The 24595-nt window shown below is 62.8% G+C and carries 27 protein-coding genes; 15 read left to right on the forward strand and 12 right to left on the reverse strand.

The window, feature by feature from the left end:
- Positions 1–9 precede the first annotated feature (9 nt).
- Positions 10–2124: a putative bifunctional diguanylate cyclase/phosphodiesterase gene (locus tag ACE3OV_RS08385; RefSeq protein ID WP_374326535.1), complete on the reverse strand. Its 2115-nt coding sequence runs from the start codon at positions 2122–2124 to the stop codon at positions 10–12.
- Positions 2125–2341: 217 nt separating this feature from the next.
- Between ACE3OV_RS08385 and ACE3OV_RS08390 the strand changes: the two genes are divergently transcribed.
- Positions 2342–2851: a disulfide bond formation protein B gene (locus tag ACE3OV_RS08390; RefSeq protein ID WP_374326536.1), complete on the forward strand. Its 510-nt coding sequence runs from the start codon at positions 2342–2344 to the stop codon at positions 2849–2851.
- Positions 2852–2903: 52 nt separating this feature from the next.
- On the opposite strand, the gene rpmG is transcribed toward ACE3OV_RS08390, so the two are convergent.
- From rpmG to radC, 3 genes are all read right to left on the reverse strand, one after another.
- The gene (gene rpmG, locus ACE3OV_RS08395; RefSeq protein WP_374326537.1) at positions 2904–3074 is read right to left on the reverse strand and encodes a 50S ribosomal protein L33; all 171 of its coding nucleotides are present in this window, start codon (positions 3072–3074) and stop codon (positions 2904–2906) included.
- A gap of 17 nt (positions 3075–3091) precedes the next feature.
- Positions 3092–3325, reverse strand: a complete 234-nt coding sequence (gene rpmB, locus ACE3OV_RS08400; RefSeq protein ID WP_374326538.1) for a 50S ribosomal protein L28 — start codon at positions 3323–3325, stop codon at positions 3092–3094.
- 77 nt (positions 3326–3402) lie between these two features.
- The gene (gene radC / locus ACE3OV_RS08405) at positions 3403–4083 is read right to left on the reverse strand and encodes a DNA repair protein RadC (protein WP_374326539.1); all 681 of its coding nucleotides are present in this window, start codon (positions 4081–4083) and stop codon (positions 3403–3405) included.
- A gap of 51 nt (positions 4084–4134) precedes the next feature.
- Here radC and coaBC point away from each other — a divergent pair, with 51 nt between their 5' ends.
- The 3 genes from coaBC (at position 4135) to ACE3OV_RS08420 (ending at position 6462) form a co-directional block, all read left to right on the forward strand.
- Positions 4135–5325 carry a bifunctional phosphopantothenoylcysteine decarboxylase/phosphopantothenate--cysteine ligase CoaBC gene (coaBC, locus tag ACE3OV_RS08410; protein ID WP_374326799.1) on the forward strand — a complete coding sequence of 397 codons (1191 nt, stop codon included), beginning with the start codon at positions 4135–4137 and terminating at the stop codon, positions 5323–5325.
- Positions 5325–5774, forward strand: coding sequence for a dUTP diphosphatase (gene dut, locus ACE3OV_RS08415; RefSeq protein WP_374326540.1), 450 nt, complete (start codon positions 5325–5327; stop codon positions 5772–5774). Before coaBC ends, dut begins: the two co-directional genes overlap by 1 nt.
- Positions 5775–5847: 73 nt before the next feature.
- Positions 5848–6462 carry a cytochrome c gene (locus ACE3OV_RS08420; RefSeq protein WP_374326541.1) on the forward strand — a complete coding sequence of 205 codons (615 nt, stop codon included), beginning with the start codon at positions 5848–5850 and terminating at the stop codon, positions 6460–6462.
- A gap of 59 nt (positions 6463–6521) precedes the next feature.
- Here ACE3OV_RS08420 and ACE3OV_RS08425 read toward each other — a convergent pair whose 3' ends face one another.
- Complete coding sequence (locus ACE3OV_RS08425; protein WP_374326542.1) at positions 6522–7799, reverse strand: FCSD flavin-binding domain-containing protein; 1278 nt, start codon at positions 7797–7799, stop codon at positions 6522–6524.
- Between the two features lie 13 nt (positions 7800–7812).
- Positions 7813–8118 (reverse strand): cytochrome c, encoded by a 306-nt coding sequence (locus ACE3OV_RS08430; protein WP_374326543.1) that lies wholly within the window; start codon positions 8116–8118, stop codon positions 7813–7815.
- A 191-nt stretch (positions 8119–8309) separates the two neighbouring features.
- Between ACE3OV_RS08430 and ACE3OV_RS08435 the strand changes: the two genes are divergently transcribed.
- From ACE3OV_RS08435 to ACE3OV_RS08485, 11 genes are all read left to right on the forward strand, one after another.
- Complete coding sequence (locus ACE3OV_RS08435) at positions 8310–8645, forward strand: ArsR/SmtB family transcription factor (protein ID WP_374326544.1); 336 nt, start codon at positions 8310–8312, stop codon at positions 8643–8645.
- A gap of 27 nt (positions 8646–8672) precedes the next feature.
- The gene (soxC, locus tag ACE3OV_RS08440) at positions 8673–10019 is read left to right on the forward strand and encodes a sulfite dehydrogenase (protein WP_374326545.1); all 1347 of its coding nucleotides are present in this window, start codon (positions 8673–8675) and stop codon (positions 10017–10019) included.
- Positions 10003–10767 carry a c-type cytochrome gene (locus tag ACE3OV_RS08445; protein ID WP_374326546.1) on the forward strand — a complete coding sequence of 255 codons (765 nt, stop codon included), beginning with the start codon at positions 10003–10005 and terminating at the stop codon, positions 10765–10767. Before soxC ends, ACE3OV_RS08445 begins: the two co-directional genes overlap by 17 nt.
- A gap of 49 nt (positions 10768–10816) precedes the next feature.
- Positions 10817–11284 carry a thiosulfate oxidation carrier protein SoxY gene (gene soxY, locus ACE3OV_RS08450; protein ID WP_374326547.1) on the forward strand — a complete coding sequence of 156 codons (468 nt, stop codon included), beginning with the start codon at positions 10817–10819 and terminating at the stop codon, positions 11282–11284.
- A gap of 29 nt (positions 11285–11313) precedes the next feature.
- Positions 11314–11628, forward strand: a complete 315-nt coding sequence (gene soxZ / locus ACE3OV_RS08455) for a thiosulfate oxidation carrier complex protein SoxZ (RefSeq protein ID WP_374326548.1) — start codon at positions 11314–11316, stop codon at positions 11626–11628.
- 101 nt (positions 11629–11729) lie between these two features.
- The gene (soxA, locus tag ACE3OV_RS08460; protein WP_374326549.1) at positions 11730–12542 is read left to right on the forward strand and encodes a sulfur oxidation c-type cytochrome SoxA; all 813 of its coding nucleotides are present in this window, start codon (positions 11730–11732) and stop codon (positions 12540–12542) included.
- A 10-nt stretch (positions 12543–12552) separates the two neighbouring features.
- Positions 12553–13158: a sulfur oxidation c-type cytochrome SoxX gene (gene soxX / locus ACE3OV_RS08465; protein ID WP_374326550.1), complete on the forward strand. Its 606-nt coding sequence runs from the start codon at positions 12553–12555 to the stop codon at positions 13156–13158.
- 57 nt (positions 13159–13215) lie between these two features.
- Positions 13216–14940, forward strand: coding sequence for a thiosulfohydrolase SoxB (soxB, locus tag ACE3OV_RS08470; protein ID WP_374326551.1), 1725 nt, complete (start codon positions 13216–13218; stop codon positions 14938–14940).
- Entirely contained in the window at positions 14937–15548 is a 612-nt protein-coding gene (locus ACE3OV_RS08475; RefSeq protein ID WP_374326552.1) for a rhodanese-like domain-containing protein, read from the forward strand. The genes soxB and ACE3OV_RS08475 overlap by 4 nt, the downstream gene beginning before the upstream one ends.
- A gap of 108 nt (positions 15549–15656) precedes the next feature.
- The gene (locus tag ACE3OV_RS08480; RefSeq protein ID WP_374326553.1) at positions 15657–17009 is read left to right on the forward strand and encodes an NAD(P)/FAD-dependent oxidoreductase; all 1353 of its coding nucleotides are present in this window, start codon (positions 15657–15659) and stop codon (positions 17007–17009) included.
- Between the two features lie 19 nt (positions 17010–17028).
- Complete coding sequence (locus ACE3OV_RS08485) at positions 17029–17379, forward strand: DUF5368 domain-containing protein (protein WP_374326554.1); 351 nt, start codon at positions 17029–17031, stop codon at positions 17377–17379.
- 5 nt (positions 17380–17384) lie between these two features.
- Here ACE3OV_RS08485 and ACE3OV_RS08490 read toward each other — a convergent pair whose 3' ends face one another.
- From ACE3OV_RS08490 to aceK, 6 genes are all read right to left on the reverse strand, one after another.
- Positions 17385–18455, reverse strand: coding sequence for a YeeE/YedE family protein (locus tag ACE3OV_RS08490; RefSeq protein ID WP_374326555.1), 1071 nt, complete (start codon positions 18453–18455; stop codon positions 17385–17387).
- 38 nt (positions 18456–18493) lie between these two features.
- Positions 18494–19720 (reverse strand): methyl-accepting chemotaxis protein, encoded by a 1227-nt coding sequence (locus ACE3OV_RS08495; protein ID WP_374326556.1) that lies wholly within the window; start codon positions 19718–19720, stop codon positions 18494–18496.
- A gap of 67 nt (positions 19721–19787) precedes the next feature.
- Complete coding sequence (locus tag ACE3OV_RS08500; RefSeq protein WP_374326557.1) at positions 19788–21158, reverse strand: NAD(P)(+) transhydrogenase (Re/Si-specific) subunit beta; 1371 nt, start codon at positions 21156–21158, stop codon at positions 19788–19790.
- Positions 21155–21442 (reverse strand): NAD(P) transhydrogenase subunit alpha, encoded by a 288-nt coding sequence (locus tag ACE3OV_RS08505; protein WP_374326558.1) that lies wholly within the window; start codon positions 21440–21442, stop codon positions 21155–21157. Before ACE3OV_RS08505 ends, ACE3OV_RS08500 begins: the two co-directional genes overlap by 4 nt.
- Complete coding sequence (locus tag ACE3OV_RS08510) at positions 21442–22569, reverse strand: NAD(P) transhydrogenase subunit alpha (protein ID WP_374326559.1); 1128 nt, start codon at positions 22567–22569, stop codon at positions 21442–21444. Before ACE3OV_RS08510 ends, ACE3OV_RS08505 begins: the two co-directional genes overlap by 1 nt.
- Positions 22570–22681: 112 nt before the next feature.
- Complete coding sequence (aceK, locus tag ACE3OV_RS08515; protein ID WP_374326560.1) at positions 22682–24496, reverse strand: bifunctional isocitrate dehydrogenase kinase/phosphatase; 1815 nt, start codon at positions 24494–24496, stop codon at positions 22682–22684.
- Positions 24497–24595: the final 99 nt, after the last annotated feature.

Below are 24595 nucleotides of genomic sequence, written 5' to 3' on the forward strand. Positions count from 1 at the left end.
CAGGGAAAATCAACCAGCAGCAATGCTGCTGGCCCTTTCTTTTTGCCGTGGCCGGTGATGGCTGCTCAGGGCTGGATCGCAGAGGCGGCTGGTCTCGGTGTCCGGAAGCGCCAGTCGCCCTCCGATCAGCAGCGCGCAGTACTGCCCGGAAGGGAGGGGGGGGCTGAAAAGAAAGCCTTGTCCTTCCTCGCAATCGAATTCCCGCAGCAGGTCCAGTTGTTCCCTGCACTCGACCCCTTCGGCGACGACGCCAAGCCCCAGTTTGTGAGCCATGGCGATGACCGCCTGGGCGATCGCCGCCGCATCCGGTTCAAGATGCAGGTCGCGGATGAAGCTGCGGTCGATTTTCAGGATGTCGAGCGGTAGCCGGCGCAGGTAGGCGAGACTGGAGTAACCGGTGCCGAAATCGTCGAGGGAGATATGGGCGCCGAGGTCGCGAATTTCGCGCAGTACCTGCGAGGTGTGCTCGAGGTCGTGCATGACTACGCTCTCGGTCAACTCGAATGCCAATTGTTCTCCGGCGATGCCGTACTCGGCGAGCGTTCGCCGGATGCTGGCCGCCAGGTTGTCACGCCGGAACTGACGGGCCGACAGGTTGATGGAAATCCGTCCGCTTGGCAGGCCGTGCTCGCGCCATTGCCGGAGATCGCGGCAAACCTGTTGCAGCACCTGTTCGCCGAGCTCGATGATCAGTCCGCTTTCTTCAGCCAGTGGGATGAATTCGCCGGGCGGGATCATCCCCCGTTGCGGATGCTGCCAACGCACCAGTGCTTCGGCGCCGATGATCGCGCCGCCGGCCAGTTCGACCAGCGGCTGGTAGTGCACCACCAGTTCGCCGTGGGCGATGGCGTGGCGCAAATCGCCCTCCAGACTGAGAGGGTCGATGACGGACGGTCGCGTCGTCGGCATGAAAAAGCGGTAGCTGTTGCGCTCCCCCGCTTTCGCCTGATGCATCGCGATATCGGCATGGCGCAGCAGGGTCTCTCCCTGCTCGCCGTCGCGCGGATAGACGGCAGCGCCAAGCGAGGCGGTGATGACAATTTCACGATCGGCGCAGGGAATCGGTTGATTGATTGCGTGCAGGATTTTGCTGGCGGTGTTGGCCAGTTCGTCCGCGGCCGTCAAGCGGCCGATGACAACGACAAATTCGTCGCCGCCGAGGCGGGCCACCGTGTCGGTGTCGCGGACGCACTCGCGCAGGCGCTGGGCGACCACTTTCAGGACTGCGTTGGCCGATTCGTGGCCCAGGCTGTCGTTGATCCAGCGGAAGCGATCCAGGCCCAATTGCAGTACCCCGCTCATCAGGCCATCAGTGCGGGCCTGGAGAATCGCCTGGGCGATCCGGTCGCCGAGCAGGTTGCGGTTGGCCATCCCTGTCATGGGATCGTGGGTGGCGTGGAATTCCAGCTGCTTTTCGTAGTTGATGCGTTCGCTGACGTCGTTGATGATGCTGACGAAATGTGTCGTGAAACTGCCACTTTCGTCGCGGACGGGGGCAATGAACAATTCGTTCCAGAACAGCGAGCCGTCCTTGCGATAGTTGCGCAGGATGGCATGCGCCTGGCGGCGCTTGCGCAGGGCTTCGCGGATCGCGGCCAGGCCGCGTTGCTGGAGATCCTGGCCGACCAGGAAGCGACCGCTGCGGCCAATGACTTCCGCCGCCCGGTAGCCGGTGATCCGCTCGAAAGCAGGATTGACGTAGACAATGGGATGATCGAGCTGGGTTGAGGAAGTGATCATGACACCGTTGAGACTTGAATCGAGCGCCCGGGACAGTTGCCGCAAGCGGGATTCGAGCTGTCTGCCGGCGCTCGCCTGGCGGATGCGGGACAGGGTGGCGCCCATGTTCTTGGCCACGATGTCGAGCGCAAGCCGCTCGGCAGCCGTAAAATCCTGTCCGGTTTTCTCGATGTGCAGTTTTCCCTGGGTTCGTGCTTCGTCGAGGTGCAGGGTCAACGTCGCCGTCGCTGCCGTTTGGGGGGATCCGGCAGGCGCTACGGCGACGTGGGCGATGACGCTGGTGTCCGCTTCGCTGCCCTCTGGTGTCTCGTTGCCAGCAAGCGCAACGCCAGCCGAGAGATAGCCGCCGCGATCGACAAGGAGTTGGCATTGTTGGCGTAACATTGACGCCTCCTCGGAGGCTGACAGCCGTGGCGTATTGCACGCCGCGAGCAGGGCGAGCAGATGCTCGCTGTCCCGCTGTGGGGAAGGGTTGGGCAAAACTTGTCTCCGCAATAATGTGGCCTTTTCGGCGCTTTATTTTTACATTTTGCGGTAATCAAACCATGTTCGCAAGATTTTTGCGAAATATTGTCCGGTATTGTTGGTTTTGGAGGTTTTGATGTTCGCTGTTTTTTCCGGGTTTTTCGCCCGCTATCCCTTGCGGGCCTGGTTCGCTGCGCTGGCCTTGGGTGGTTTTGGTGTTGCTGCGGCTGGCTTGCAGTTGCAGCACTTGCTCAGTCTTTCCCCTTGTCCTTACTGCATCTTTCAGCGCGTGCTGTATCTCCTGATTGGCGGGCTGGCCTTGCTGGGTTTTCTGATGCCACTTCTCGCGCCGCTCTGGGCACTGGCGATTGGTGGGCTGGCCTTGCTCGGGGTCGGGATCGCGGCCTACCAGACCTGGATGCAGGCTTATCCCGATCTGGCGCCGGAGTGCGGTTTCAGCGATCCTGACGTGATCGAGCGTCTGGTCGATTGGTTGGGTATGGAGTGGCCGTCGCTGTTCATGGCCACCGGTTTCTGTTCGAGCAAGGAATGGGTTTTCCTTGGGCTGTCGATGGCCAACTGGTCGTTGCTGCTGTTTGCCGGGATTGCGCTGTACGCGTTGCTGCTGGGAAAGCGGGGTAACTGATCCTGGAGGCAATAAAAAACCCGCCGGCGGCGGGTTTTTTAATCGGCTGAACTTACTTCAGCTTGATTTCCTTGTAGGCCACATGCTTGCGGGCCTTCGGGTCGTACTTCATGAATTCCAGTTTTTCAGGCGTCGTGCGCTTGTTCTTGGAAGTGGTGTAGAAGTGACCGGTACCCGCGGTGGATTCCAGCTTGATCTTTTCGCGACCGCCTTTGCTAGCCATTTGTCAGTTCCTCTTGATTAGATTTCGCCGCGGGCGCGGAGGTCGGACAGGACGGCATCGATGCCCTTCTTGTCGATGACGCGCAGACCGGCGTTGGAAACGCGCAGACGGACGAAGCGGTTCTCGCTTTCGACCCAGAAGCGACGATACTGCAAATTCGGCAGGAAGCGGCGCTTCGTTTTGTTATTGGCGTGGGAAACGTTGTTCCCAACCATCGGGCCTTTACCCGTTACTTGGCAGACTCGCGCCATGATGGTGCTCCAGAATTGGCTAGAAGAAAGCCCGTGATTCTAACCGGAAGGTATTGTCAGGGCAAGTTTTTTTCGCTTCAAATCAACCCGCGTTCGGCGAACGAGAGCGGGCGGGCGTTGCCGGCAACGATGAAGTGGTCGAGCAGGCGGACGTCGACCAGCGCCAGCGCCTGCTTGAGGCTGCCGGTGAGCAACTGGTCGGCGTTGGAGGGTTCGGCCAGGCCCGAAGGATGGTTGTGCGCCAGGATGACGGCGGCGGCATTGGTGCTCAGGGCGCGCTTGACCACTTCCCGGGGATAGACCGAAGTTTGGGTCAGGGTGCCGGTAAACAAGGTTTCCGCAAGCAGCAGCCGGTTCTGGGCGTCCAGCCAGAGCGCCATGAAGACTTCGTGCTGGTGCATCGCGAGTTGCAGGCGCAGCCAGTCGCGGACCAGTTCCGGCGAGCTGAAGTTGTCGCGTTCGCCCATTTCCTCAACGAGCGCGCGGCGCGCCAGTTCAAAACTGGCCTGCAATTGCGCTGCCTTGGCCTGGCCGATGCCCGGCGTTGCCGCCAGTTGCGCCAGCGGTGCGGTGGCCAGCTTGCTCAGGCGACCGTCGTGGCGGCGCAGCAGGTCGCGGGCGAGGTCGACGGCGCTGCGGCCCCGTACGCCGACGCGTAGGTAGATCGCCAGCAGTTCGGCGTCGGAGAGCGCTTGCGGCCCGAGGGTGAGCAGTCTCTCGCGGGGTCTTTCGCTGGCCGGCCAATCGGTGATCGCCATGTTCCGGACTCCAGTAGAATACGGGTCCGGCTATCTTACCAATAAATGACAATGGAATTAAGTGGCAAGCGTATCGTGCTCGGTGTCACGGGTGGTATCGCCGCCTACAAGGCGGCGGAACTGGTCCGCCTGCTGGTGCGCCAGGGGGCAGATGTCCAGGTGGCGATGAGCGAAGGGGCAACCCACTTCGTCACGCCGACCACCTTCCAGGCCCTGTCCGGCAAACCGGTATTCACCGACCAGTGGGACCCGACGATGCCCAACGGCATGGCGCACATCGATCTCTCGCGGCAGGCCGACCTGATCCTGGTGGCGCCGGCGACGGCGGATTTCCTGGCACGCATCGTTCATGGCCTGGCTGACGATCTGCTGGCGACCATGGTGCTGGCACGCGCTTGCCCCTTGCTGGTGGCGCCAGCGATGAACCGCCAGATGTGGGAGAACCCGGCGACACAGCGCAACGTCGCGCAACTGGCGGCGGACGGCGTCGGCCTGCTCGGTCCGGCCAGCGGTGCCCAGGCCTGCGGCGAAGTCGGACCGGGGCGGATGCTCGAGCCCGAGGAAATCGTCGAACGGGTGATTGATTTCCTGGCCGCCAAATGCCTGGCCGGGCGGCGCTTGCTGATGACTGCCGGACCGACTTTCGAAGCGATCGATCCGGTGCGCGGCATCACCAACCTGTCGTCCGGGCGCATGGGCTACGCGATCGCCCGCGCCGCTCGGCAGGCCGGTGCCGAAGTTACTCTGGTTTCCGGACCGGTGGCGCTGGCGGCGCCGCTGGGGGTTGAGCGGATCATGGTGCGCAGCGCACTCGACATGCACGGCGCGGTGATGGCGCGGGCGGCGGCTACGGATATCTTCATCGGCGTTGCCGCGGTCGCCGATTACCGGGTTGCCAATGCCGCCGAGCACAAATTGAAGAAGGACCACGGCGGCGTGCCGGCGATCGAACTGGTCGAGAATCCGGACATCCTGGCCGAGGTTGCGGCCTTGCCGGGCGGCCCGTTCTGCGTCGGCTTCGCCGCGGAAAGCCGCAATCTCGAGGCCTACGCGCAGGCCAAGCGGCAGAAGAAGAAAATCCCGCTGATCGCCGGCAACCTGATCCAGGACGGCTTCGGCGGTGACGACAACCGTTTGGTGCTGTTCGACGACCACGGCAGCCATCCTCTCGCGCCGGCCAGCAAGGACCTGCTGGCCCGGCAACTGATCGAACACATTGCCCGACTGACAGGAAACTCCTAATGCATCGCATCGACGTCAAAATTCTCGACTCCCGCCTCAAGGACAACCCGCCGCACTACGCGACGCCCGGCTCTGCCGGCCTGGACCTGCGCGCCTGCCTCGACGAGGCGCTTGAACTGGCGCCGGGGCAGACCGTGCTGGTGCCGACCGGTCTGGCCATCCATCTTGCCGATCCCGGCCTGGCGGCGATGATCCTGCCGCGCTCGGGGCTCGGCCACAAGCACGGCATCGTTCTCGGCAACCTGGTCGGGCTGATCGACAGCGACTATCAAGGGCAGTTGATGGTGTCGATGTGGAACCGCGGCCAGCTGCCGTTCAACATCGCGCCGCTCGAGCGCATCGCCCAGCTCGTCGTGGTGCCGGTCCTGCAGGTCGGTTTCAACGTGGTTGACGAATTTTCCGCCAGCGATCGTGGCGAAGGTGGCTTCGGCAGCACCGGGCATGCCTGAAGTCTTGCAAGTCCTGCGCAAGCAAATTACGATTTGCTGAAGTTCATTACAAAATCAACGGCGGAGACGAAAGATGAAGGGATTGGCAAGATTTGCGGTCGGGTTCGCGGTCGTGGCAGGCCTGGCCGGTACGGCCTGCGCTCAGGATGCGGCAGCGCTGGCGCGCGCCGAGGAAATTGTCGGCGGGCGTTGCTTCCTCTGCCACGGCATGGAAGGGGAAGCGGCGAGCGCGGTCTTTCCCCGGCTGGCCGGTCAGCACTGGGAGTACATCGCCAAGCAACTCGGTGACTTCAAGTCGGGCAAGCGCAAGAGCGAGACGATGAAGCCGCAGTCCGAGGAGCTGACCCCGGAGGACATGAAGGCACTGGGACATTTCTTCGAGAAGAAGCAGGTGCCCGGACGTGAAGTCAGCGATGCCGATCTGGTCGCCGTCGGCCGCTTCGTTTTCCAGCGCGGTAACCAGTTCTCCGGCCTGCCCAGCTGTTCCAGCTGCCATGGCGCCAAGGGTCACGGCACGCCGCAGCTGCCGCGCCTGGCCGGGCAGCATCCGCGCTATACCGAGGAACAACTGCGCCTGTTCAACAACCGCGAGCGGACCAACGACAACGCGGTGATGCATACCGTCGCCTCCAAGCTGTCCGATCTCGAACGGCACGCGGTCGCCGCCTACATCGCGACGCTCGACTGAGCACCGGCTGAAAGAAAAACGGCCGCCCGCGGGCGGCCGTTTGCATTGGTGGGCGAGGTTCAGGCCAGCATGTCGGCCCAGATGTTTTTCGCCCAGGCCAGCGCCACCTTGCCTTCGAGCTCGTTGCGCGCCGCCGAGACGCCGCCGGCGCCCTTGACCGGTTGCACCAGCTTGGTCGCGGCATCGTACTGATGCACCGAGGCGACGTGGATGACGTTCTTCGAATCGACGAAGCTGTAGCAGGTGTTCATCACCACCGGCGCCGGACTGGGTTCCTGGCCGGCGAGCAGGTTGAGGATCGCCGCCGCTGCCAGCTTGCCATGCTGGTTCGCCATGTGGCCGGACTTGGGCATCGTCGGTGCCGGGAAAATGGCGTCGCCAAGGACGTGCACCCCCGGCGTGCTGGTCGATTCCATCGACAGCCAGTTGATATCCACCCAGCGGTTGTTGACCAGCTTCAGCCCCGACTTGGCGGCGATGTTGCCGGCGCGCATCGGCGGGATGATGTTGAGCACGTCGGCCTTGAACTGGTCGAATTCGAGGATCGCCGTATTGTTGGCGACGTCGATATCCTTGACCTCGCTGTTGTTGCGGTACTCGATCATGCCCTTGTAGAGGTCGGCCCAGGCCTTCATGAACAAGGCCTTTTTCGACTGGACGTCCTCGTTGGCGTCGAGGATGACGACCTTCGATTTCGGCTTGGCCTTCTTGAAATAGTTGGCGACCAGGCAGGCACGCTCGTACGGCCCGGGTGGGCAGCGGTACGGTGCCTTGGGGAGGGCGATCGCGTAGACGCCGCCGTCTGGCATCGCTTCCAGTTGCTGGCGCAGGGCAACGGTTTGCGCGCCGGCTTTCCAGGCGTGCAGGATTTTCTGCTGAGCCGTGGCATTGTTCAGGCCGGGAATCTGCTCGAACATGAAATCGACCCCGGGCGAGAGGACCAGCCGGTCGTAGCTCAGGCTGCCGCCCTTGGCCAGCGTCACCGTGCGCTTGCCGGCATCGACGCCGAGCACTTCGTCCTGAACCACGCGTACGCCCCACTTGTTCCTGAGGTTGTCGTAGCTGACGGTGATGTCTTCCATCGTCTTGTCGCCGCCGATCACCAGATTGGAGATCGGGCAGGAGATGAAGGTCGGATTGCGCTCGACTAGGGTCACCTGGACGCCGCCCTGGCTCCACATGCGCAGGTACTTGGCGATCGTCGCCCCGCCGTAGCCGCCGCCGACCACGACAACGTGGCCGCCGGCCTTGGTGCCGGCGGTGCAGCCGTAGAGCGAAGCCATGGCGCCGGCAGCGGCGCTCATCTTGAGAAAGTCGCGTCTTTTCATCAGCATCATTGTCGTATCCCCCTTATTTCTGCGCCGCGAAGTATTCGGCGATCAGCTGCAACTGCTCGTCGGTATAGCCGCGCGAAATCTGGTGCATGATCGATGCCGGCTTGTCGCCGCTCTTGAAGTCGGCGAGTTTCTGCAGCAGTTTTTCCTTGCTCTCGCCAGCGAGGGCGTCGAGGCCGCTGCCGGGAACGGCCTTGCCGTTGGTGCCGTGGCAGTTGGCGCAGGTGGCAGCGAGATTGCGGCCAAGGTTGGGGTCTGCTGCATGCGCAGTTGCCGCAGCAAGCAGCAGACCGGCGAGAGCCGTTGATTTCAGAAGTTTCATCGAGACTTCTCCTTCCTCTGGGATGTTGTCGATTTGGCGCGGGATCCGGGAGTTTTTTCGATTGCCGTGATCTGCGTGTTGCCAAGGGTATAGCAGTTTTGCAGCAAACACATGCTGCGACGCAGCAATATTTGTTGTTGACTATATAGACACTCAGTTATACATTGGCCTTGACTTAGATCAAAAACGACATGGACGAGACAAGCCAACTCTTCGATCAGGTAGCGCATTATTTCAGCCTGCTGGCCGATCCGACGCGTCTGCGCATCCTTTCCTGCCTGTGTGGCGAGGAACGTCCCGTCCATGAAGTCGTTGATCAGGTTGGTCTGACACAAGCGAACATTTCCCGGCATCTCAACCTCCTCTATCGGTCAGGGGTCGTGGGGCGACGTCGGGACGGGAATTCCGTGTTCTATCGCGTCATCGATCCGAATTTCGTCGATATCTGCCGGACAGTCAGCATCAGCGTTGCCAGTCAGGATATCGGCGAACATCTCGGGGTGACGGTAGAGCGCGGCAATCGTTGAATTCCACAAGCGGAGGGGATGAAACATATGGGTGATTTGTCGAAACTGCCGGGGCGGCTGCAGCGAGCACCGGAAAACTTCCTGAGCGACGACCAGGTCAAGTCCGTCGCGGCCGGGCGGCGGGATTTCCTGCGCAAGAGCTTTCTCGCTGCCGGCGCCGCGCTCGCGGCGCCGGTCGCGGCGCGGGCCGCCGAGGGCGATCCGGCGATTCTCAACCTGCCCAGCTGGACGACCACGCTGGGCTTGCCGGTGGCGATGAACCCCTACGGTCAGCCGTCGAAGTACGAGAGCCAGTTGTTGCGCCGTGAATCGCCGGGCCTGACCCGGGTCGGCCAGGCTTCGGTGTCGTTTACGCCGCTGCAGGGGCTGTTCGGGATCATCACTCCGTCCGGCCTGCACTTCGAGCGCCACCACCAGGGCTGGCACGATGTCGATCCGGCGCAGCATCGCCTGATGATCAACGGCTCCGACCCGGCTTTCCTGAAGAAGCCCAAGGTCTACACCATGGATGAACTGATGCGCCTGCCGTCGGTGTCGCGCATTCACTTCATCGAATGCGGCGCCAACACCGGTCTCGAATGGGGCAACGTCGCGGTGCCGACCGTGCAATACACGCACGGCATGCTCTCCTGCTCCGAATTCACCGGCGTGCCGCTGCGCCTGCTGCTGGAAGACTGTGGTGTCGATTACAAGAAGGCTCGCTACGTCCTGGCCGAAGGCGCTGACGGTTCGTCGATGACGCGGACGATCCCGATGGAAATGGTCGAGAACGGCGAGGTTTTCGTTGCCTACGGTCAAAACGGCGAGATGCTGCGGCCGGAAAACGGTTATCCGCTGCGTCTCGTTGTCCCCGGCGTGCAGGGGGTTTCCTGGGTCAAGTGGCTGCGTCGCATCGAAGTCGGCGACCAGCCCTACGCGACCAAGGACGAAGCCGTTCATTACATCGACCTGATGCCGGACGGCAAGCATCGCCAATACACCTCGATCCAGGAATGCAAGTCGGTGATCACGACGCCGTCGGGCGGCCAGCGTCTGCTCGAGAAGGGTTTCTACAACGTTACCGGCATCGCCTGGTCGGGACGCGGCAAGATCACCCGGGTCGATGTCTCCTTCGACGGCGGCATCAACTGGAAGACGGCGCGCATCGAAGGTCCGGTCCAGAACAAGGCGCTGACCCGTTTCAACGTTGACTGGGTGTGGGACGGCAAGCCGGCGATGCTGCAGTCGCGCGCCATCGACGAAACCGGTTACGTCCAGCCAGCCTACGGCCAGCTGCGCGAAGTGCGCGGCAGCAAGTCCATCTATCACAACAACGCCATCCAGACCTGGAAGGTCGCCGCCAACGGGGAGGTCAGCAATGTTCAGGTTCTCTAAAGCACTACTGGCCGTTGCCATCGCTGCGGCTGCCTGCTCGGCGCAAGCCTTCGACAACTTCGGTCTGGGCCGGCAGGCAACGCCGGCCGAAGTGGCGGCCTGGGACATCGACGTCCGTCCGGATTTCAAGGGGCTGCCCAAGGGTTCGGGCGACGTGCAGCGGGGCAACGACCTGTTCGAGGCGAAGTGCGCTTCCTGCCACGGATCTTTCGGTGAGTCGAACGAAGTGTTCACGCCGCTGATCGGCGGTACGACCAAGGAAGACATCGCCAAGGGCCGCGTCGGCGGCTTCCTGACCGACAGCATTCCGCAGCGCACGACTTTCACCAAGGTGTCGACCATTTCGACCCTGTGGGATTACATTTACCGGGCCATGCCGTGGACGGAACCCAAGTCGCTGAAGCCGGACGAGGTTTACGCCATTCTTGCCTATTTCCTGAACCTGGCGGACATCGTTCCTGCTGATTTCGTGCTCTCGGACAAGAACATTGCCGAAGTGCAGAAGCTGATGCCCAACCGCTACGGCATGACGACCGACCACGGCATGTGGCCGGGGGCGCCGGCGGCCAAGGGCGGTATCGGCAATGGCGGCAAGCCCGACGTCAAGAATGTGGCTTGCATGAAAAATTGCAAGAAGGAAGTGCGCGTCGGCTCGGTGTTGCCGGATTACGCCCGCACCGCGCACGGCAATCTGGAAGAGCAGAATCGCAGTTTTGGACCGGTGCGCGGCGTGCGTACCGTCGATTGAGCAAGCAAGAGGCAGGGAAGCGGTTTCCCCATTTTAAAGAGGAGAAGTCATGAACAATCAACGTCGTAATGTACTGAAGACCGGGACCGGCGCTGCCGTGCTCGGCGCGCTGGCGGCTGCCGGCATCATCAAGCCGGGCATCGCCCTGGCCGACTGGAACAAGGCCGCCTTCGAGGCGAAGAGCATGGCCGACACACTGAAAGCTCTTGGCGCCACGCAACCGGCCGACAGCAAGGATGTCCAGGTGACCGGTCCGGATATCGCCGAAAACGGTGCCGTGGTGCCGGTCGGCGTGACCTCGGCGATTCCGGGAACGACGATGATGGCGATCCTGATCGAGAAGAACCCGAACGCGCTGGCCGCCAGCTTCGTCCTGCCGGCCGGGACCGAAGCCAACGTCCAGACCCGGGTCAAGATGGGCCAGACCTCGAACGTCTACGCGCTGGTCAAGGCTGGCGACAAGTTCTTCCTGGCGACCAAGGAAATCAAGGTCACCCTCGGCGGCTGCGGCGGCTGATCCTTCACTGAATTCAAGGAGATAGATATATGGCAACGAAGCCCATGCGAATCCGCGCCTCCGTCAAGGATGGCGTTACCGAAGTCAAGGCCCTGATCGCCCATGAAATGGAAACCGGTCAGCGCAAGGACTCGAACGGTGCCGTCATTCCGGCCTGGTTCATCACCGAAATCACTGCCACGCACAATGGCAAGGTCGTTCTCTCCGGCGAGATCGGTACCGCCGTTTCGAAGAACCCCTACCTGGCCTTCCGCTTCAAGGGTGGCGCTGCCGGCGACAAGGTGGCGGTGTCCTGGAAGGACAACAAGGGCGAGGCGCGGACCGACGAAGTCGCCATCGCCTGAGACCCGCTTGGGTGGCGGGCCAGGGGAGGCCGCCACCCGTACCGGTCAGGCGCCGCAGAGCGCAACCGGCTGATGCAACAACGCTTACAACGGAGGAGTTCATGAACAAGCGGCTGAAAACACTAGCCCTGGCCCTCGTATTGTCCGTCGCCGGGCAGGCCCAGGCCGAGGATACCAGTGCCAAACTGCTGGATGGCATCAACGAATACCGCGATGCCCTGGCGGACGGCAATCCTTCCGAACTGGTCGCTGCCGAAGGCGAGGAGTTGTGGAAAACGGCGCGCGGACCGAAGAACGCGACCCTGGAACGCTGCGACCTCGGGCTTGGCCCCGGCATCGTCAAGGGCGCCAGCGCCCAGTTACCGCGCTATTTCAAGGATACCGGCAAGGTCCAGGACCTCGAGACGCGCCTGATGACCTGCATGGAAACCCTGCAGGGGATAGACCCCAAGGAAGTCGTCAAGGCCAAATGGCTGAAGGGCGAACGCGAGAAGATGGCGGCTCTGGTCGCCTATGTCGTCACTCAGTCGAACGGCCACAAGGTCAAGGTCGATATGCGTCCGCCCGCCATGAAGCAGATGTATGAGATGGGCAAGATGGCCTTTTACTATCGCGCCGGACCGATGGATTTCTCCTGTGCCACCTGCCACGGCGACCAGGGCAAGCGCATCCGCATGCAGGAACTCCCGGATTTGCGCAGCCACGCGGGGGCGGCGGCGGGTTGGGGCAGCTGGCCGGCCTACCGGGTGTCGAACGGTCAATTCTGGACCATGCAGCACCGGCTCAACGACTGCTTCCGGCAACAGCGGACCGCCGAGCCGATCTATGGTTCCGACGTGACCATCGCCCTCTCCGTCTACCTGGCGGCCAACGCCAATGGCGGCAAGGTCGTGACCCCCGGCATCAAGCGCTAAGGAGACGAAGATGAAGAAAATCACCACAGTCGTCCTTCTGCTGGCTGCCTTGCCGACGGCCTGGGCCGGTAGCGAGGATACCTACGCCGAGTTCAAGGCGATGATGGACCGCTCGTTCCAGACGACCGGCATCGCCGCCAAGCACCGGATGTATCAGCTCGATCTGCAGAAAGCCTGCTCGCAGGACAAGCCGCCGGCCAAGGCCGTGCAGGCGAAGATCGAGGCCGAGCAGTTGAAGACCATCCGCTATCCGGCCGACGGCAAGTACTTCGGCGACTGGAAGGCCGGCGAGAAGATTGCTGTCGACGGTCGCGGCCTGACCTGGACCGACAAGACCCCGCACAACAACGGCGGCGGCTGCTACAACTGTCACCAGATGAGCCATCACGAAGTCTCCTACGGCACCATCGGTCCCAGCCTGCTCGAATACGGCAAGACCCGGGGCAACAGCGACGACATCGTCAAATACACCTGGGGCAAGATCTACAACGCCAAGGCCTTCAACGCCTGCAGCAACATGCCGCGCAATGGCGACGCGGAAATCCTGACCGAAAAACAGATGAAGGACCTGATGGCCTATCTGTTCGACCCCCAGTCGCCGGTCAACAAGAAGTAAAACCGATGTGACCCAGCCCGGCGGATTCCCGCCGGGCTTTTCTTCAGGGAACCATTCATGAGCATGAATCGTCGAGAGTTTCTCCAGGTGCTGGCGGTGGCTGCCGCCGGCGGCATGTCCTTGCACAGCGAACTGGCGCTGGCCGAGAAGGGCGCCGGCAAGCTGTACGACCTGCCGAAGTTCGGCAACGTCAGCCTGCTGCACATCACCGACTGCCACGCCCAGCTGAACCCCATCTATTTCCGCGAGCCGAGCGTGAACCTCGGTTTCGGCGAGCAGTTCGGCAAGGTGCCGCACCTGGTTGGTGACAAGCTGCTCAAGCACTTCGGTTTCAAGCCGAACAGCATCGAGGCGCATGCCTACACCTATCTGAATTTCGAGAAGGCTGCCGAAACCTACGGCAAGGTCGGCGGTTTCGCCCACCTGGCCACCCTAGTCAAGCGCATGAAGGCGCGCAACCCGGGGGCGCTGCTGCTCGACGGCGGCGACACCTGGCAGGGTTCCGGCACCGCGCTGTGGACCAACGCCCAGGACATGGTTGATGCCTGCAAGGCGCTCGGCGTCAATGTCATGACCCTGCACTGGGAAGCCACCTACGGCGAGGCGCGGGTCAAGGAAATCGAGGAAAAGGACTTTGCCGGCGTCGTCGACATCGTCGCCCAGAACGTCAAGACCGCCGACTTCGGTGATCCGGTGTTCAAGCCCTACGTGATCAAGAACATGAACGGCGTGCCGGTCGCCATCGTCGGCCAGGCCTTCCCGTACACGCCGATCGCCAACCCGCGCTGGCAGGTGCCGAACTGGAGCTACGGCATCCAGGAAGAGAACATGCAGGCGGTGGTCGACGAAGCCCGCGCCAAGGGCGCCCAGGTCGTCGTCGTCCTGTCGCACAACGGCATGGACGTCGACCTGAAGATGGCCTCGCGCGTGCGCGGCATCGACGCCATCCTCGGCGGCCACACCCACGACGGCATGCCGGCGCCGGTGGTGGTGAAGAACGCCGGTGGCCAGACCCTGGTCACCAACGCCGGTTCCAACGGCAAGTACCTCGGCGTCCTCGACTTCGACGTCAAGAACGGCAAGATCGCCGGCTACCGCTACAAGCTGCTGCCCGTCTTCGCCAACCTGCTGCCCGCCGACCCGGCGATGCAGGCGCTGATCGACAAGGTCCGCGCGCCTTACCTGAGCAAGCTCAACGAGCAGCTCGCCGTCAGCGAAGGCACGCTGTACCGCCGCGGCAATTTCAACGGCACTTTCGACCAGGTCATCGTCGACGCGCTGATCAAGGAAAAGGACGCCGAAATCGCCTTCTCGCCCGGCTTCCGCTGGGGCACCTCGCTGCTGCCGGGGCAGCCGATCCTGATGGAGCACGTGCTCGACCAGACGGCGATCACCTACCCGTGGACGACGGTCAGCAACATGAGTGGCGAGATGATCAAGACGGTACTCGAAGACGTCTGCGACAATCTGTTCAACCCCGATCCCTACTACCAGCAGGGCGGCGACATGGTGCGCGTCGGCGGCCTGCAGTACACCTGCGACCCGACCGCCAAGGCCGGCCAGCGTATCAGCAACATGATGCTGCGCGGCCAGTTGATCGACCCGGCCAGGACCTACAAGGTCGCCGGCTGGGCACCGGTCTCGGAAGAAGCGAAGGATGCCGGCGAGCCGATCTGGGAACTGGTCGCCCGCTACCTGCGTGACGTCAAGACACTCAAGCCTGTTCAACTCAACATGCCCAAGCTCAAGGGAGCCGACGGCAATCCGGGGATCGCCTTATGAAATCGCTCAAGTTTGCCCTGGCCGGCCTGACGCTGGCCTTTTCCACCCTGACCCTCGCCGCCGACTGGGCGCCGGGTTCGACCGACTGGAGCAAGCTGCCGGAAATCAAGGTGAGCAAGGCCGGCCTCTACCTGACGCCGCAGCAGGCACAGGACATGAAGGTGACGAATCCGAAGGGCGTCGGCTTCTTCGATATCCGCACCCGCGCCGAAGCCATGTACGTCGGCATGGCAAGCACCGTCGATGCGCTGGTGCCCTTTGTCGAGCACCAGGAAATCATGAGCGACTGGGACGACAAGCGGACCATGTACAAGCTGGAACCGAACCAGGATTTCGTCGCCGAGATCGATCGCCGCATGCAGGCACTGGGCCTGGGCAAGGACGCCCCGGTGATCCTCATCTGCCGTTCCGGCGACCGCAGCTCCAAGGCTGCCGACCGACTGCTCGCCGCCGGCTACGGCAAGGTCTATAGTGTCGTTGAGGGTTTTGAAGGTGACCGGGCCAGCGAAGGACCGAAAAAGGGACAGCGTGTCGTCAACGGCTGGCGTAACGCCGATCTTCCCTGGAGCTACAAGCTCGACAAGGCAAAAATGTATTTCCCGCGCTAAGCGGAATTCGGGCTTGTGTCCGGCAGGGTCTGTGATATATTGATGTATGAGAATAGTCTTATATAAAAATATTTCGATTCGTTTCGCTAACGTGGGAAGGAGACCTGAATGAAACAAGAAGTCGTTGAACAATTGGTCGAGGCGGCGGGGAAGGGCCGTCTTGATCGTCGTGCGTTCCTGACGCTGGGGGCGGCTGGTGCCGGGACGATCCTGCTGCGGCCGGCGACGGCCCAGGCTGCTCCGCGCGTCAAGACGACGGCAAATATCGTCATCGCCGGTGCCGGGGCGGCCGGTCTGGCGGCTGCCTCGCATCTTGCCGCCCGCCTCGACGGGGCCAAGATCACGCTGGTCGATGCGCGCAAGGAGCATTTCTACCAGCCTGGCTTCACGCTGGTCAGTTCCGGCATCAAGCCGGCTTCCTACGTCGTTTCGGCAACCCGCGACTACGTGCCGGCCGGGGTCGAACTGGTTGAGGAAGGGGTCGCCGAATTCGATCCGGAAGGCAAGAAGATCGTCACCAGCAGTGGCAAGGCGATCGCTTACGACTATCTGGTTGTCGCCACCGGTTGCAAGCTGGACTACGCGGCGATTGCCGGCATGGATGTCGAGCAGATCGGCAACAATGGCCTGGGCAGCATCTACCATAGCCCGGCCAAGGCCGAAGCCACCTGGCGCGCCATGTCGAACTTTGCCGACAACGGCGGCGTTGGCGTCTTCCTGCGGCCGGGGACGGAAATGAAGTGTGCCGGGGCGCCGCTCAAGTACACCTTCATCACCGACGATTACCTGCGTCGCCGCGGCAACCGCGGTAAGGCCGAACTGATCTACAACGCCAACAACAAGGCGCTGTTTTCAGTGCCCATCGTCCATGAGAAGGTGCGCATGCTGTTCGAGGACCGCGGCGTCAAGGTCAATTACGAGCGCATCCTGGAATCGATCGACCTAGGCAAACGGATTGCCGTTTTCAAGACGGCGCTTGGCCCGATTGAACTGCAGTACGACTTCATCAACGTTATTCCGCCGATGCGGGCACCGGACGCCGTGCGCAACAGTGCGCTGCGCTGGCAGGAAGGCGGCTGGGCCAACGATGGCTGGATCGAGGTTGACAAGCACAATCTGCGGCACAAGCGTTTCGACAACGTTTTCGCCGTCGGCGACGTCGCCGGCGTGCCCAAGGGCAAGACTGCGGCGAGCGTCAAGTGGCAGGTGCCGGTCGCGGTCGATCATCTGGTCGCGCAGATCGAAGGCAAGGAATCGTCGGCGCATTACGGCGGTTATACCTCCTGCCCGCTGATCACCCGTCTCGGCCAGGCGATGTTGATCGAGTTCGACTACAAGGACAACCTGACGCCGTCCTTCCCAGGTGTGATCGCGCCGCTCGAAGAGCTGTGGATCAGCTGGGTGATGAAAACGATGGCGCTGAAGCCTACCTACATCAGCATGTTGCGCGGTCGCGCCTGATTTTCGAAGGAGTCAAACGATGAAAGAACTTGATCCGCTGGTTTTCCTCGCCGTTTTTCAGGAAATGCTTGGGCCCTTGCTGTGGCTGATGCTGCTCGTCATCATCGCTGGTACGGCAGCTTTTGTGGCGTTGCTGGCCAAGGAAAAGGGCATCAATTCCAAGCGTCTGGTGCGGGCTGAACTCTCCGGCCTGCTGGGCGGCGTGCTGGCCCTGGTGTTGATGGCCAAGGTCTCGTCGTCGGGTTTCACCGATGCCGGTGGTCCCGCCGACTGGTTCCTGATCGCGTTGGTCTTCGGCCTCGGCCTGATCGGCACGGCGATTCTGGTTTATACCGTGATTGGCTGGCGCAAGCCGGTTGTCAATGCCTGATTGATTCAGGGGCGGGCGGTCGCGTTGCGGCGCGACGGCCCGTCCAGCAATTTGTCCGCCAGACCGGCACCGCCCCACATGCCGATCAAGGCCATCCATGCCGTCAGTGCAAAGATGGCCGCTCCCGACACCCCGGCACCGACCGCGCAGCCGCCGGCGAGCATTCCGCCAAAGCCCATGAACAGTGCGCCAGCGATGTAGCGGCGCATGCTGTGGCCATCCTTGAAGCCTTCCAGCTTGAGTTCCCTGCCCCCCAGCGCGGCGAGGAAGGAGCCCAGTACCACGCCCGGGACCAGGCCGATATCGAAATCCCAAGGTTGACCGGGCGGCGACAGCACCAGCATCAGCACGTTCGCCGAAGGGCCGGTGAAGCTCAGGCTTTGCACCGGCATCACTTCAAAAGCGTGGCTGCCGATGACGAAGGTGGCGAGCCAGGCGAGGGCGACGCTCAGGCCGACGCCGATCGCGCAGCTCCATTCGCGGACACTGAGGCGGGCGCGTCGGCAGAAGATGATCGCGGCCACCAGCCAGGCGAGGCCGAAGAGCAGACCGCCAACATTGCCGAGATGGGCGCTGACCAGCAGGTCGCGGGCGCTGCCTTCGATCGTCCACCAGCTGGAAATCCAGTTGCGTAGCGGTGACAGCAGGCCGCTCAGTGACGCTTGCGCGGTAACCGCGAAGATCAGGCCGGTGAGAAGGGCGCGCAGGTTGCCGTTGGCGGCGAGCACCAGCATGCGGGAGGAGCAGCCGCGGGCGAGGATCATGCCGATGCCGAACAGCAGGCCGCCGACCAGAGCGCCGGAAAGGCTGCCGCGGGCGGCCAGCTGGCGGGCTTGCGAGACGTCGAGCCAGCCGGCGATGATCCAGGCCTGGGTGGCAATTACCGCCGAGGCGAAGGCGAACAACCAGATCGCCAGGCGGCCGTCGTTTTCGCGGCGCCAGAATTCGACCACCGCCGAACGCAGGCAGAAGCGTGAGCGCTGGGCAAAGATGCCGAACAGGACACCGATCAGCAAACCGGCGACGGTGATCACCGTTTTTTCGCCGAAGCGTTCGAGGAGGGCGGTGAAGTCCATCTTTTGCGGGCCTCCGGCGATCGTTCAGTGGCGCTGGGTCAGAACAGTTCGATATCGCCGTCGCTGCTCTTGCCCGGTGCGCCGTGAACGGCGTGCTGGCGCAAGGCATCGGTCTTGACGTGGGAGTCGACGAGCAGTTGCACGAGTTGCTGGCTGCGCTTGCGGAAGCGCTGGATGCCGTCGTTCTCGTCGCGGTCATTGTGCAGGCTGAGGAAGGCGTGCATGTAGGTGCCGACGTTTTCGGTGCGCTGGCTGATGCGGGTGATCATCTGGTTGACGATGTCCTCGAACTGCATTGCCATCACGCCGTCGAGGGTAAGGTCGCGCATGCGCTCGGTGATCGAGGTGATGTTGGTCGAATGCTCGCGCGCCTTCTCGGTCAACTCGATCAGTTCCTTGCCCAGTTCCTCCAGTGTTGCCCGCGAGCGGTCGGCAACGCTGAGGTCGATGTGGCTGGCGGCATTGACCCGGTCGCCGACTTCACGCAGCGATTTCAGGATGTCGTCGAGGGCGGTGCGGATGTCGATGTTGAATTCGCCGGTGCGCGCCGCCAGCGAACGCACTTCGTCGGCGACGACGGCGAAGCCGCGGCCGGCCTCACCGGCGCGGGCGGCTTCGATTGCCGCGTTGAGGGCGAGCAGGTCGGTCTGCTTGGTGATGCCGGAAATGTCGTTGAGCGTGCCGGTGATGCGTCCCACCTTGTCCTGCATCTGGCTGAAGCTCTCGGCGACGCCCTGGCTGGTGGTGCGCAACTGTTCCATCTTGCCGACGAATTCGGCGATCAGCGTGTTGGTTTCGGCGAAGAAGCGCTGCAGGCCGGCCTGCTCGGCGGCGTGGCTGTCGTCCGAGCCGGTCACGCTGAGCATTTCGTCGATCAGCGACTGCAGGATGTGGCGCTGGTCGTTGGATTGCGATTCGAGGCCGGTCAGGCTGCCGCTGATCCGATTCACCGAATCGCGGATCAGCGCCCTGGCCTCCAGCATTTCCTGCTCCAGCGACGAGAACTGCAACTCGGCATGCGCCATCGCCTCGTCCGAAAGCACCTGATACTCGGACATGACCGCGGTCAGTTCCTTGACGTAACCCTGTTGTTTGGATTTCCAGCGTTCGCGTTCGGTCAGCGAAAGGATCGCGGCAGCGATCAGCAGGATGGCGATGAGCAGGAACCAGTGGCCGGAAATGCCGGGCGAGGCGAGCGACCAGGCCCAGAGGAGCAGGGCGGCGCCAGCGCTGCCCCGGATCAGTAGATCGTCGAATCTTTTCATGCCGAATCCAGGATGAAGCGGTAATCCCCGCATTGTACGGGGATTGCCGCGTCGCCGGATATGGCTTTCAGGCCATGCTCTTCAGGTGCTGGATGATTTCCCCGGCCATGGGCTGGGCGTCGCCGTAGAGCATCCGGCAATTGTCGGTGTAGAAGAGCGCGTTTTCAACACCGGAATATCCCGTACCCTTGCCGCGCTTGATGACGATGACGTTCTGCGCCTTGTCGGCGTCGAGGATCGGCATGCCGTAGATCGGGCTGGCCTTGTCGGTACGGGCGCTCGGATTGACCACATCGTTGGCGCCGATCACCAGCGCGACGTCGGCCTGGCCGAACTCGCCGTTGATCTCCTCGAGGTCGAAGATCTTGTCGTAAGGGACGCCGGCTTCCGCCAGCAGCACGTTCATGTGCCCCGGCATGCGCCCGGCCACCGGGTGGATGGCGAACTTCACCTCGACCCCGGCTTCCTCCAGCAGTTCGGTCATTTCCCAGACCTTGTGCTGAGCATGCGCCACCGCCATGCCGTAGCCCGGGACGATGATCACCTTGCTCGCGTAGCGCATCATCGCCGCTGCGTCGATCGCGCCGACTTCCTTCATCGAGCCGCTGATCGCTTCGCCCGGGCCGGAGGCGACCATCGGCGTGAACAGGATGTTGGACAGCGGTCGGTTCATCGCCTTTGCCATCAGCTGCGTCAGCAGCGTGCCGGCAGCGCCGACGACGATGCCGGCGATGATCAGCGCCGGGTTGCCCAGCACGTAGCCCTCGAAGCCGACGGCCAGGCCGGTGAAGGCGTTGAACAGCGAGATCACCACCGGCATGTCGGCGCCACCGATCGGCAGGGTGACGATCAGGCCGAGGACCAGGGCGATGACGAAGAAGGCAATCACCAGTTCCGGCCGCTCAGGTGCCAGGGCGATGACGACCAGACCGAGGCCGACGGCGATGACGGCGAGCAGTACGTTCACCGCGTTCTGCGCCGGCAGTCGGTAAGCCTTCCTGAGCACGCCTTGCAGCTTGGCCCAGGCGACGCAGGAGCCGGTGAAGGACACGGCGCCTATCAGCGCGCCGAGCACCGCCAGCGTCGTCGCCACCAGGCCGTGCATCTCGCCCTTGGCGAACTCGACGGCGGCAATCGCTGCCGCCGCACCGCCGCCCATGCCGTTGTAGATGGCAACCATCTGCGGCATGTCGGTCATCTTGACCTTCTGCGCCGAAATCCAGGCGGCGCCACCGCCGATGACCAGGGCCAGGGCCATCAGGCCCAGATTCTGCAGGCCGGGGATGAGGAAGGTGGCGGCAATCGCCAGCAGCATGCCGTAGCCGGCGATGACGATGCCGCGCCGGGCCGAGGCCGGCGAGCTCATGCCCTTGAGGCCGAAGATGAACAGCAGGGCGCCGACGAACCAGGCGCCCTGAACGTAGAAGGGGGCGGTCATTGTGCGCCCTCCTTCTTTTTGAACATGGCGAGCATGCGCTCGGTGACCACGTAACCGCCGGCCGCGTTGGCGGCGCCGAGGGCGACGGCGAAGAAACCGATGGCCTGTTGCAAGGGCGTTTCGGCCATGCCAAGGACGATCATCGCGCCGACCACGACCACGCCATGGACGAAATTGGATCCCGACATCAGCGGCGTGTGCAGGATCACCGGCACCTTGGCGATGATCTCGTAGCCGGTGAAGGCGGCGAGCATGAAAATGTATAAAGCCAGTAAGCCGTCCATCAGGCGTCTCCCAGGATTTGCTTGACCGTGGCATGGACCGTCGCGCCGTCACGGCAGAGAACGGTGCCGGCGACGACTTCGTCGCTCCAGTCGATGTTCAGGGCGCCGTCCTTGATCCACGGCGAAAGGAAGTTGTAGATGTTCTTGGCGTACAGCTCGGAGGCGTGCGTCGGCATGCGCGACGGCAGGTTGAGCGGGCCGTGGATGTTCACGTCGTTGGCGATGACGTGTTCGCCCGGTTGCGTCAGCTCGCAGTTGCCGCCGGATTCGGCAGCCATGTCGACGATGATGGCGCCGTATTTCATGCGCCCGACCATGTCGCGGGTGACGATCACTGGTGCCTTCTTGCCGGGAATCGCCGCGGTGGTGATCACGACGTCGGCGGCGGCGACCGCCTTGGCCAGCTTCTCGGCCTGCGCCGCCTTTTCCTCGGCGGTTAGCTCGCGGGCGTAGCCGCCGGCACCGTCGGCGGAAACGCCGGTGTCGACGAACTTGGCGCCGAGCGATTCGATCTGCTCCTTGGCCGCGGCGCGCACGTCGTAGGCTTCGACCATGGCACCGAGGCGCTTGCAGGTGGCGATCGCCTGCAGGCCGGCGACGCCAGCGCCGATGACGAGCACCCGCGCCGGGCGGATGGTGCCGGCGGCGGTGGTCAGCATCGGGAAGAACTTGGTGCAGCGGGCGGCGGCGATCAGGCCGCACTGGTAGCCGGAACAGGCGCCCTGGCTGGACAGCGCGTCCATGCTCTGGGCGCGCGAGATGCGCGGCAGCAGTTCGAGGGAGAAAGCGGTGATGCGGCGGGCGTTCAGGGCCGCCAGCCTTTCCTTCGATTCATACGGTTTCAATAAGCCGATCAGCACCGCCCCTTCCGGCATCGCCGCAATCTCGTCGAGCGACGGTGGCGTCACGCGCAGGATCACGTCGGCGCTGGCGTAGGCGCCGGCCAGGCCGGGCATGAAATCGACGCCGGCGTAGTCGGGGTCGAGAAAATGGCTTTGCACGCCGGCGCTCTGCTCCATGCGGAGCCGGGCGCCGAGCGCGGCAAATTTCTTGGCTGTCTCGGGAACGAGCGCGGTGCGGCTTTCGCCAGCGTGCGATTCGCGAGCAACCGCCAGGGTCAATGGCATCGGGATCTCCTTGCTGCAGTCATTGCAGGGTTAATTTTTCCACGCAAAGATAAGGGTAATCTTAATGACGAAACAATCAGGATTGCTGATCAATTAATAAGTAATTGCTTATCTATTCCGGCGAGATTTGCGCCTTGTCGCTCCCCGCCGCCGTTTCGTCGTTGTCCGGGCGGCTGTTGAGGAAACGCAATTCCTGCGGGTAGGGGAAGAAATCCTCGACATGCCCGGCCCGGATCTTGGTTTGCGCTTCCTGCCAGAAGGCCGGCGTCAGCAGATCCTTGTGGTGTTTCAAGAACAGCTTGCGCACCTGTGGCGAGCCGAGCAGGAAGGTGGCGAACTCCTCGGGAAAGACGTCGCCGCGGTGGACCGGGTACCAGACCTCGCCCGACATCTCGGTTTCGAAATCCGGCGCCGGCGGAATCCGGCGGAAGTTGATGTCGGTCATGTACTCGATCTCGTCGTAATCGTAGAAGACGACGCGGCCGTAGCGGGTGACCCCGAAGTTCTTCCACAGCATGTCGCCGGGGAAGATATTGGCTTGCGCCAGTTCGCGGATCGCGCTGCCGTATTCCTTGATCGCGTGTTCGAGTCCTTCCAGGTTGTTCGATTTGTCCATCCGGTCAAGGTGGATGTTGAGCGGCTCCATCCGGCGCTCGATGTAGAGGTGCTTGATGATCAGCTGGTCGCCCTCAATCTCGTATTTGGACGGAGCAAGCCGGTGCAGTTCGTCCATCACTTCGTCGTCAAAGCGGGCCAGTGGCAGGCTGACGTTGGAAAATTCCAGGGTGTCGGCCATCCGGCCGACGCGGTCGACCTGCTTGACCATCAGGAACTTCTTCTTGACCGTCGCCTGATCCATTTCCTTGGAGCTGCCGAAGATGTCCTTGATGATCTTGAACACGTAAGGGTAGGAAGGCAGCGTGAACACCAGCATGACCAGGCCGCGGATGCCGGGGGCCATGATGAACTTGTCTTCCGAGTGGTGCAGGTGATAGATGCAGTCGCGGAAGAACATCGTCTTGCCCTGCTTGCCGAGGCCGAGCATGACGTAGATTTCCGAGCGCGGCTTGTTCGGCATGATCGAGCGCAGGAACTGCACGTAGCCCGACGGTACTTCCATGTCGACCATGAAATAGGCGCGCGACAGCGAGAACAGCAGGCCGATCCGCCAGGCGTCGAGCAGTACGGTGTCGAGGAAGAGTTTGCCTGCGCTGTCGTGCAGCACGGGGATGGTGAACGGGTATTCCAAGGCGCCGTTGATCGCCTTGCCGATGATGTAGGCCGCCTTGTTGCGGTAGAAGGCGGAGCCGAGGACCTGGATCTGGAAATTCACCTCGCGGCGCGGCATGCCCTTCAGGTGGCGGCGGATCGCGTGGTAGACATAGTTGACGTCGCGTTCGAGGTCGGCGAACGGGCGCTGCCAGGCGAAATCCTCGACGATCTCGCGGATCGCGCCGCGCAGGCCGCTGGCCGTGGCATAGTAGCTACGGTAAATGGGGTCGAGGTCGGCTTCGAGGTTTTCCGTCGAGATGGTCGGCCGGACGAACAGGAAATCGTTGTGAAAATAGGAGCGGTCGAGAATCTTGGTGGTTACCGAATTGAAGAAGGTTTCCGCCAGTTCCGGCTGCTTGTGGTTGAGCAGCAGGCCGATGTAGAGCAGCTTGACCTGCTGCCAGATCGTGTCATCGATATGGCTGGCGTCGAACTCGGCACGCAGGCGGTCGACGCATTCGTCGACGCGGTCGTCGTAGAAGCGGATGCGTTCCTTGACCGCGCGATGTACCCCCAGCCAGTCCCCCTGTTCGAAGCGCAGCTTGGCCTCGCGGCAGGTCTGGCGGAACAGCGAATAGTGCCGGTTGAAACCCTGGATCATCGCCAGCGCGATCTGGTGTGCGCTGCTGCCATACAGACCGACCGAAATCTTCATCGTCCACTCCACGGGAAGTGCGCCTGATTCTAGCATCGGCCCCGGCTGCCGCTGCTGGCTGCGCAATATGAAACGCTATCTCACCGTTGACCGAAGGGC

Origin of the sequence: Azonexus sp., from assembly GCF_041909095.1 — a bacterium.
Classification (GTDB): domain Bacteria; phylum Pseudomonadota; class Gammaproteobacteria; order Burkholderiales; family Rhodocyclaceae; genus Azonexus.

Coding starts and splice junctions, on each gene's coding strand:
- soxX (WP_374326550.1), top strand. CDS start 12,553: ATGAAGAAAATCACCACAGTCGTCCTTCTGCTGGCTGCCTTGCCGACG.
- ACE3OV_RS08505 (WP_374326558.1), bottom strand. CDS start 21,442: ATGGACGGCTTACTGGCTTTATACATTTTCATGCTCGCCGCCTTCACC.
- ACE3OV_RS08500 (WP_374326557.1), bottom strand. CDS start 21,158: ATGACCGCCCCCTTCTACGTTCAGGGCGCCTGGTTCGTCGGCGCCCTG.
- ACE3OV_RS08480 (WP_374326553.1), top strand. CDS start 15,657: ATGAAACAAGAAGTCGTTGAACAATTGGTCGAGGCGGCGGGGAAGGGC.
- ACE3OV_RS08385 (WP_374326535.1), bottom strand. CDS start 2,124: ATGTTACGCCAACAATGCCAACTCCTTGTCGATCGCGGCGGCTATCTC.
- rpmB (WP_374326538.1), bottom strand. CDS start 3,325: ATGGCGCGAGTCTGCCAAGTAACGGGTAAAGGCCCGATGGTTGGGAAC.
- soxC (WP_374326545.1), top strand. CDS start 8,673: ATGGGTGATTTGTCGAAACTGCCGGGGCGGCTGCAGCGAGCACCGGAA.
- soxY (WP_374326547.1), top strand. CDS start 10,817: ATGAACAATCAACGTCGTAATGTACTGAAGACCGGGACCGGCGCTGCC.
- rpmG (WP_374326537.1), bottom strand. CDS start 3,074: ATGGCTAGCAAAGGCGGTCGCGAAAAGATCAAGCTGGAATCCACCGCG.
- radC (WP_374326539.1), bottom strand. CDS start 4,083: ATGGCGATCACCGATTGGCCGGCCAGCGAAAGACCCCGCGAGAGACTG.
- ACE3OV_RS08490 (WP_374326555.1), bottom strand. CDS start 18,455: ATGGACTTCACCGCCCTCCTCGAACGCTTCGGCGAAAAAACGGTGATC.
- ACE3OV_RS08510 (WP_374326559.1), bottom strand. CDS start 22,569: ATGCCATTGACCCTGGCGGTTGCTCGCGAATCGCACGCTGGCGAAAGC.
- soxB (WP_374326551.1), top strand. CDS start 13,216: ATGAGCATGAATCGTCGAGAGTTTCTCCAGGTGCTGGCGGTGGCTGCC.
- ACE3OV_RS08485 (WP_374326554.1), top strand. CDS start 17,029: ATGAAAGAACTTGATCCGCTGGTTTTCCTCGCCGTTTTTCAGGAAATG.
- ACE3OV_RS08430 (WP_374326543.1), bottom strand. CDS start 8,118: ATGAAACTTCTGAAATCAACGGCTCTCGCCGGTCTGCTGCTTGCTGCG.
- aceK (WP_374326560.1), bottom strand. CDS start 24,496: ATGAAGATTTCGGTCGGTCTGTATGGCAGCAGCGCACACCAGATCGCG.
- ACE3OV_RS08445 (WP_374326546.1), top strand. CDS start 10,003: ATGTTCAGGTTCTCTAAAGCACTACTGGCCGTTGCCATCGCTGCGGCT.
- ACE3OV_RS08425 (WP_374326542.1), bottom strand. CDS start 7,799: ATGATGCTGATGAAAAGACGCGACTTTCTCAAGATGAGCGCCGCTGCC.
- ACE3OV_RS08435 (WP_374326544.1), top strand. CDS start 8,310: ATGGACGAGACAAGCCAACTCTTCGATCAGGTAGCGCATTATTTCAGC.
- soxA (WP_374326549.1), top strand. CDS start 11,730: ATGAACAAGCGGCTGAAAACACTAGCCCTGGCCCTCGTATTGTCCGTC.
- ACE3OV_RS08475 (WP_374326552.1), top strand. CDS start 14,937: ATGAAATCGCTCAAGTTTGCCCTGGCCGGCCTGACGCTGGCCTTTTCC.
- soxZ (WP_374326548.1), top strand. CDS start 11,314: ATGGCAACGAAGCCCATGCGAATCCGCGCCTCCGTCAAGGATGGCGTT.
- dut (WP_374326540.1), top strand. CDS start 5,325: ATGCATCGCATCGACGTCAAAATTCTCGACTCCCGCCTCAAGGACAAC.
- ACE3OV_RS08495 (WP_374326556.1), bottom strand. CDS start 19,720: ATGAAAAGATTCGACGATCTACTGATCCGGGGCAGCGCTGGCGCCGCC.
- coaBC (WP_374326799.1), top strand. CDS start 4,135: ATGGAATTAAGTGGCAAGCGTATCGTGCTCGGTGTCACGGGTGGTATC.
- ACE3OV_RS08390 (WP_374326536.1), top strand. CDS start 2,342: ATGTTCGCTGTTTTTTCCGGGTTTTTCGCCCGCTATCCCTTGCGGGCC.
- ACE3OV_RS08420 (WP_374326541.1), top strand. CDS start 5,848: ATGAAGGGATTGGCAAGATTTGCGGTCGGGTTCGCGGTCGTGGCAGGC.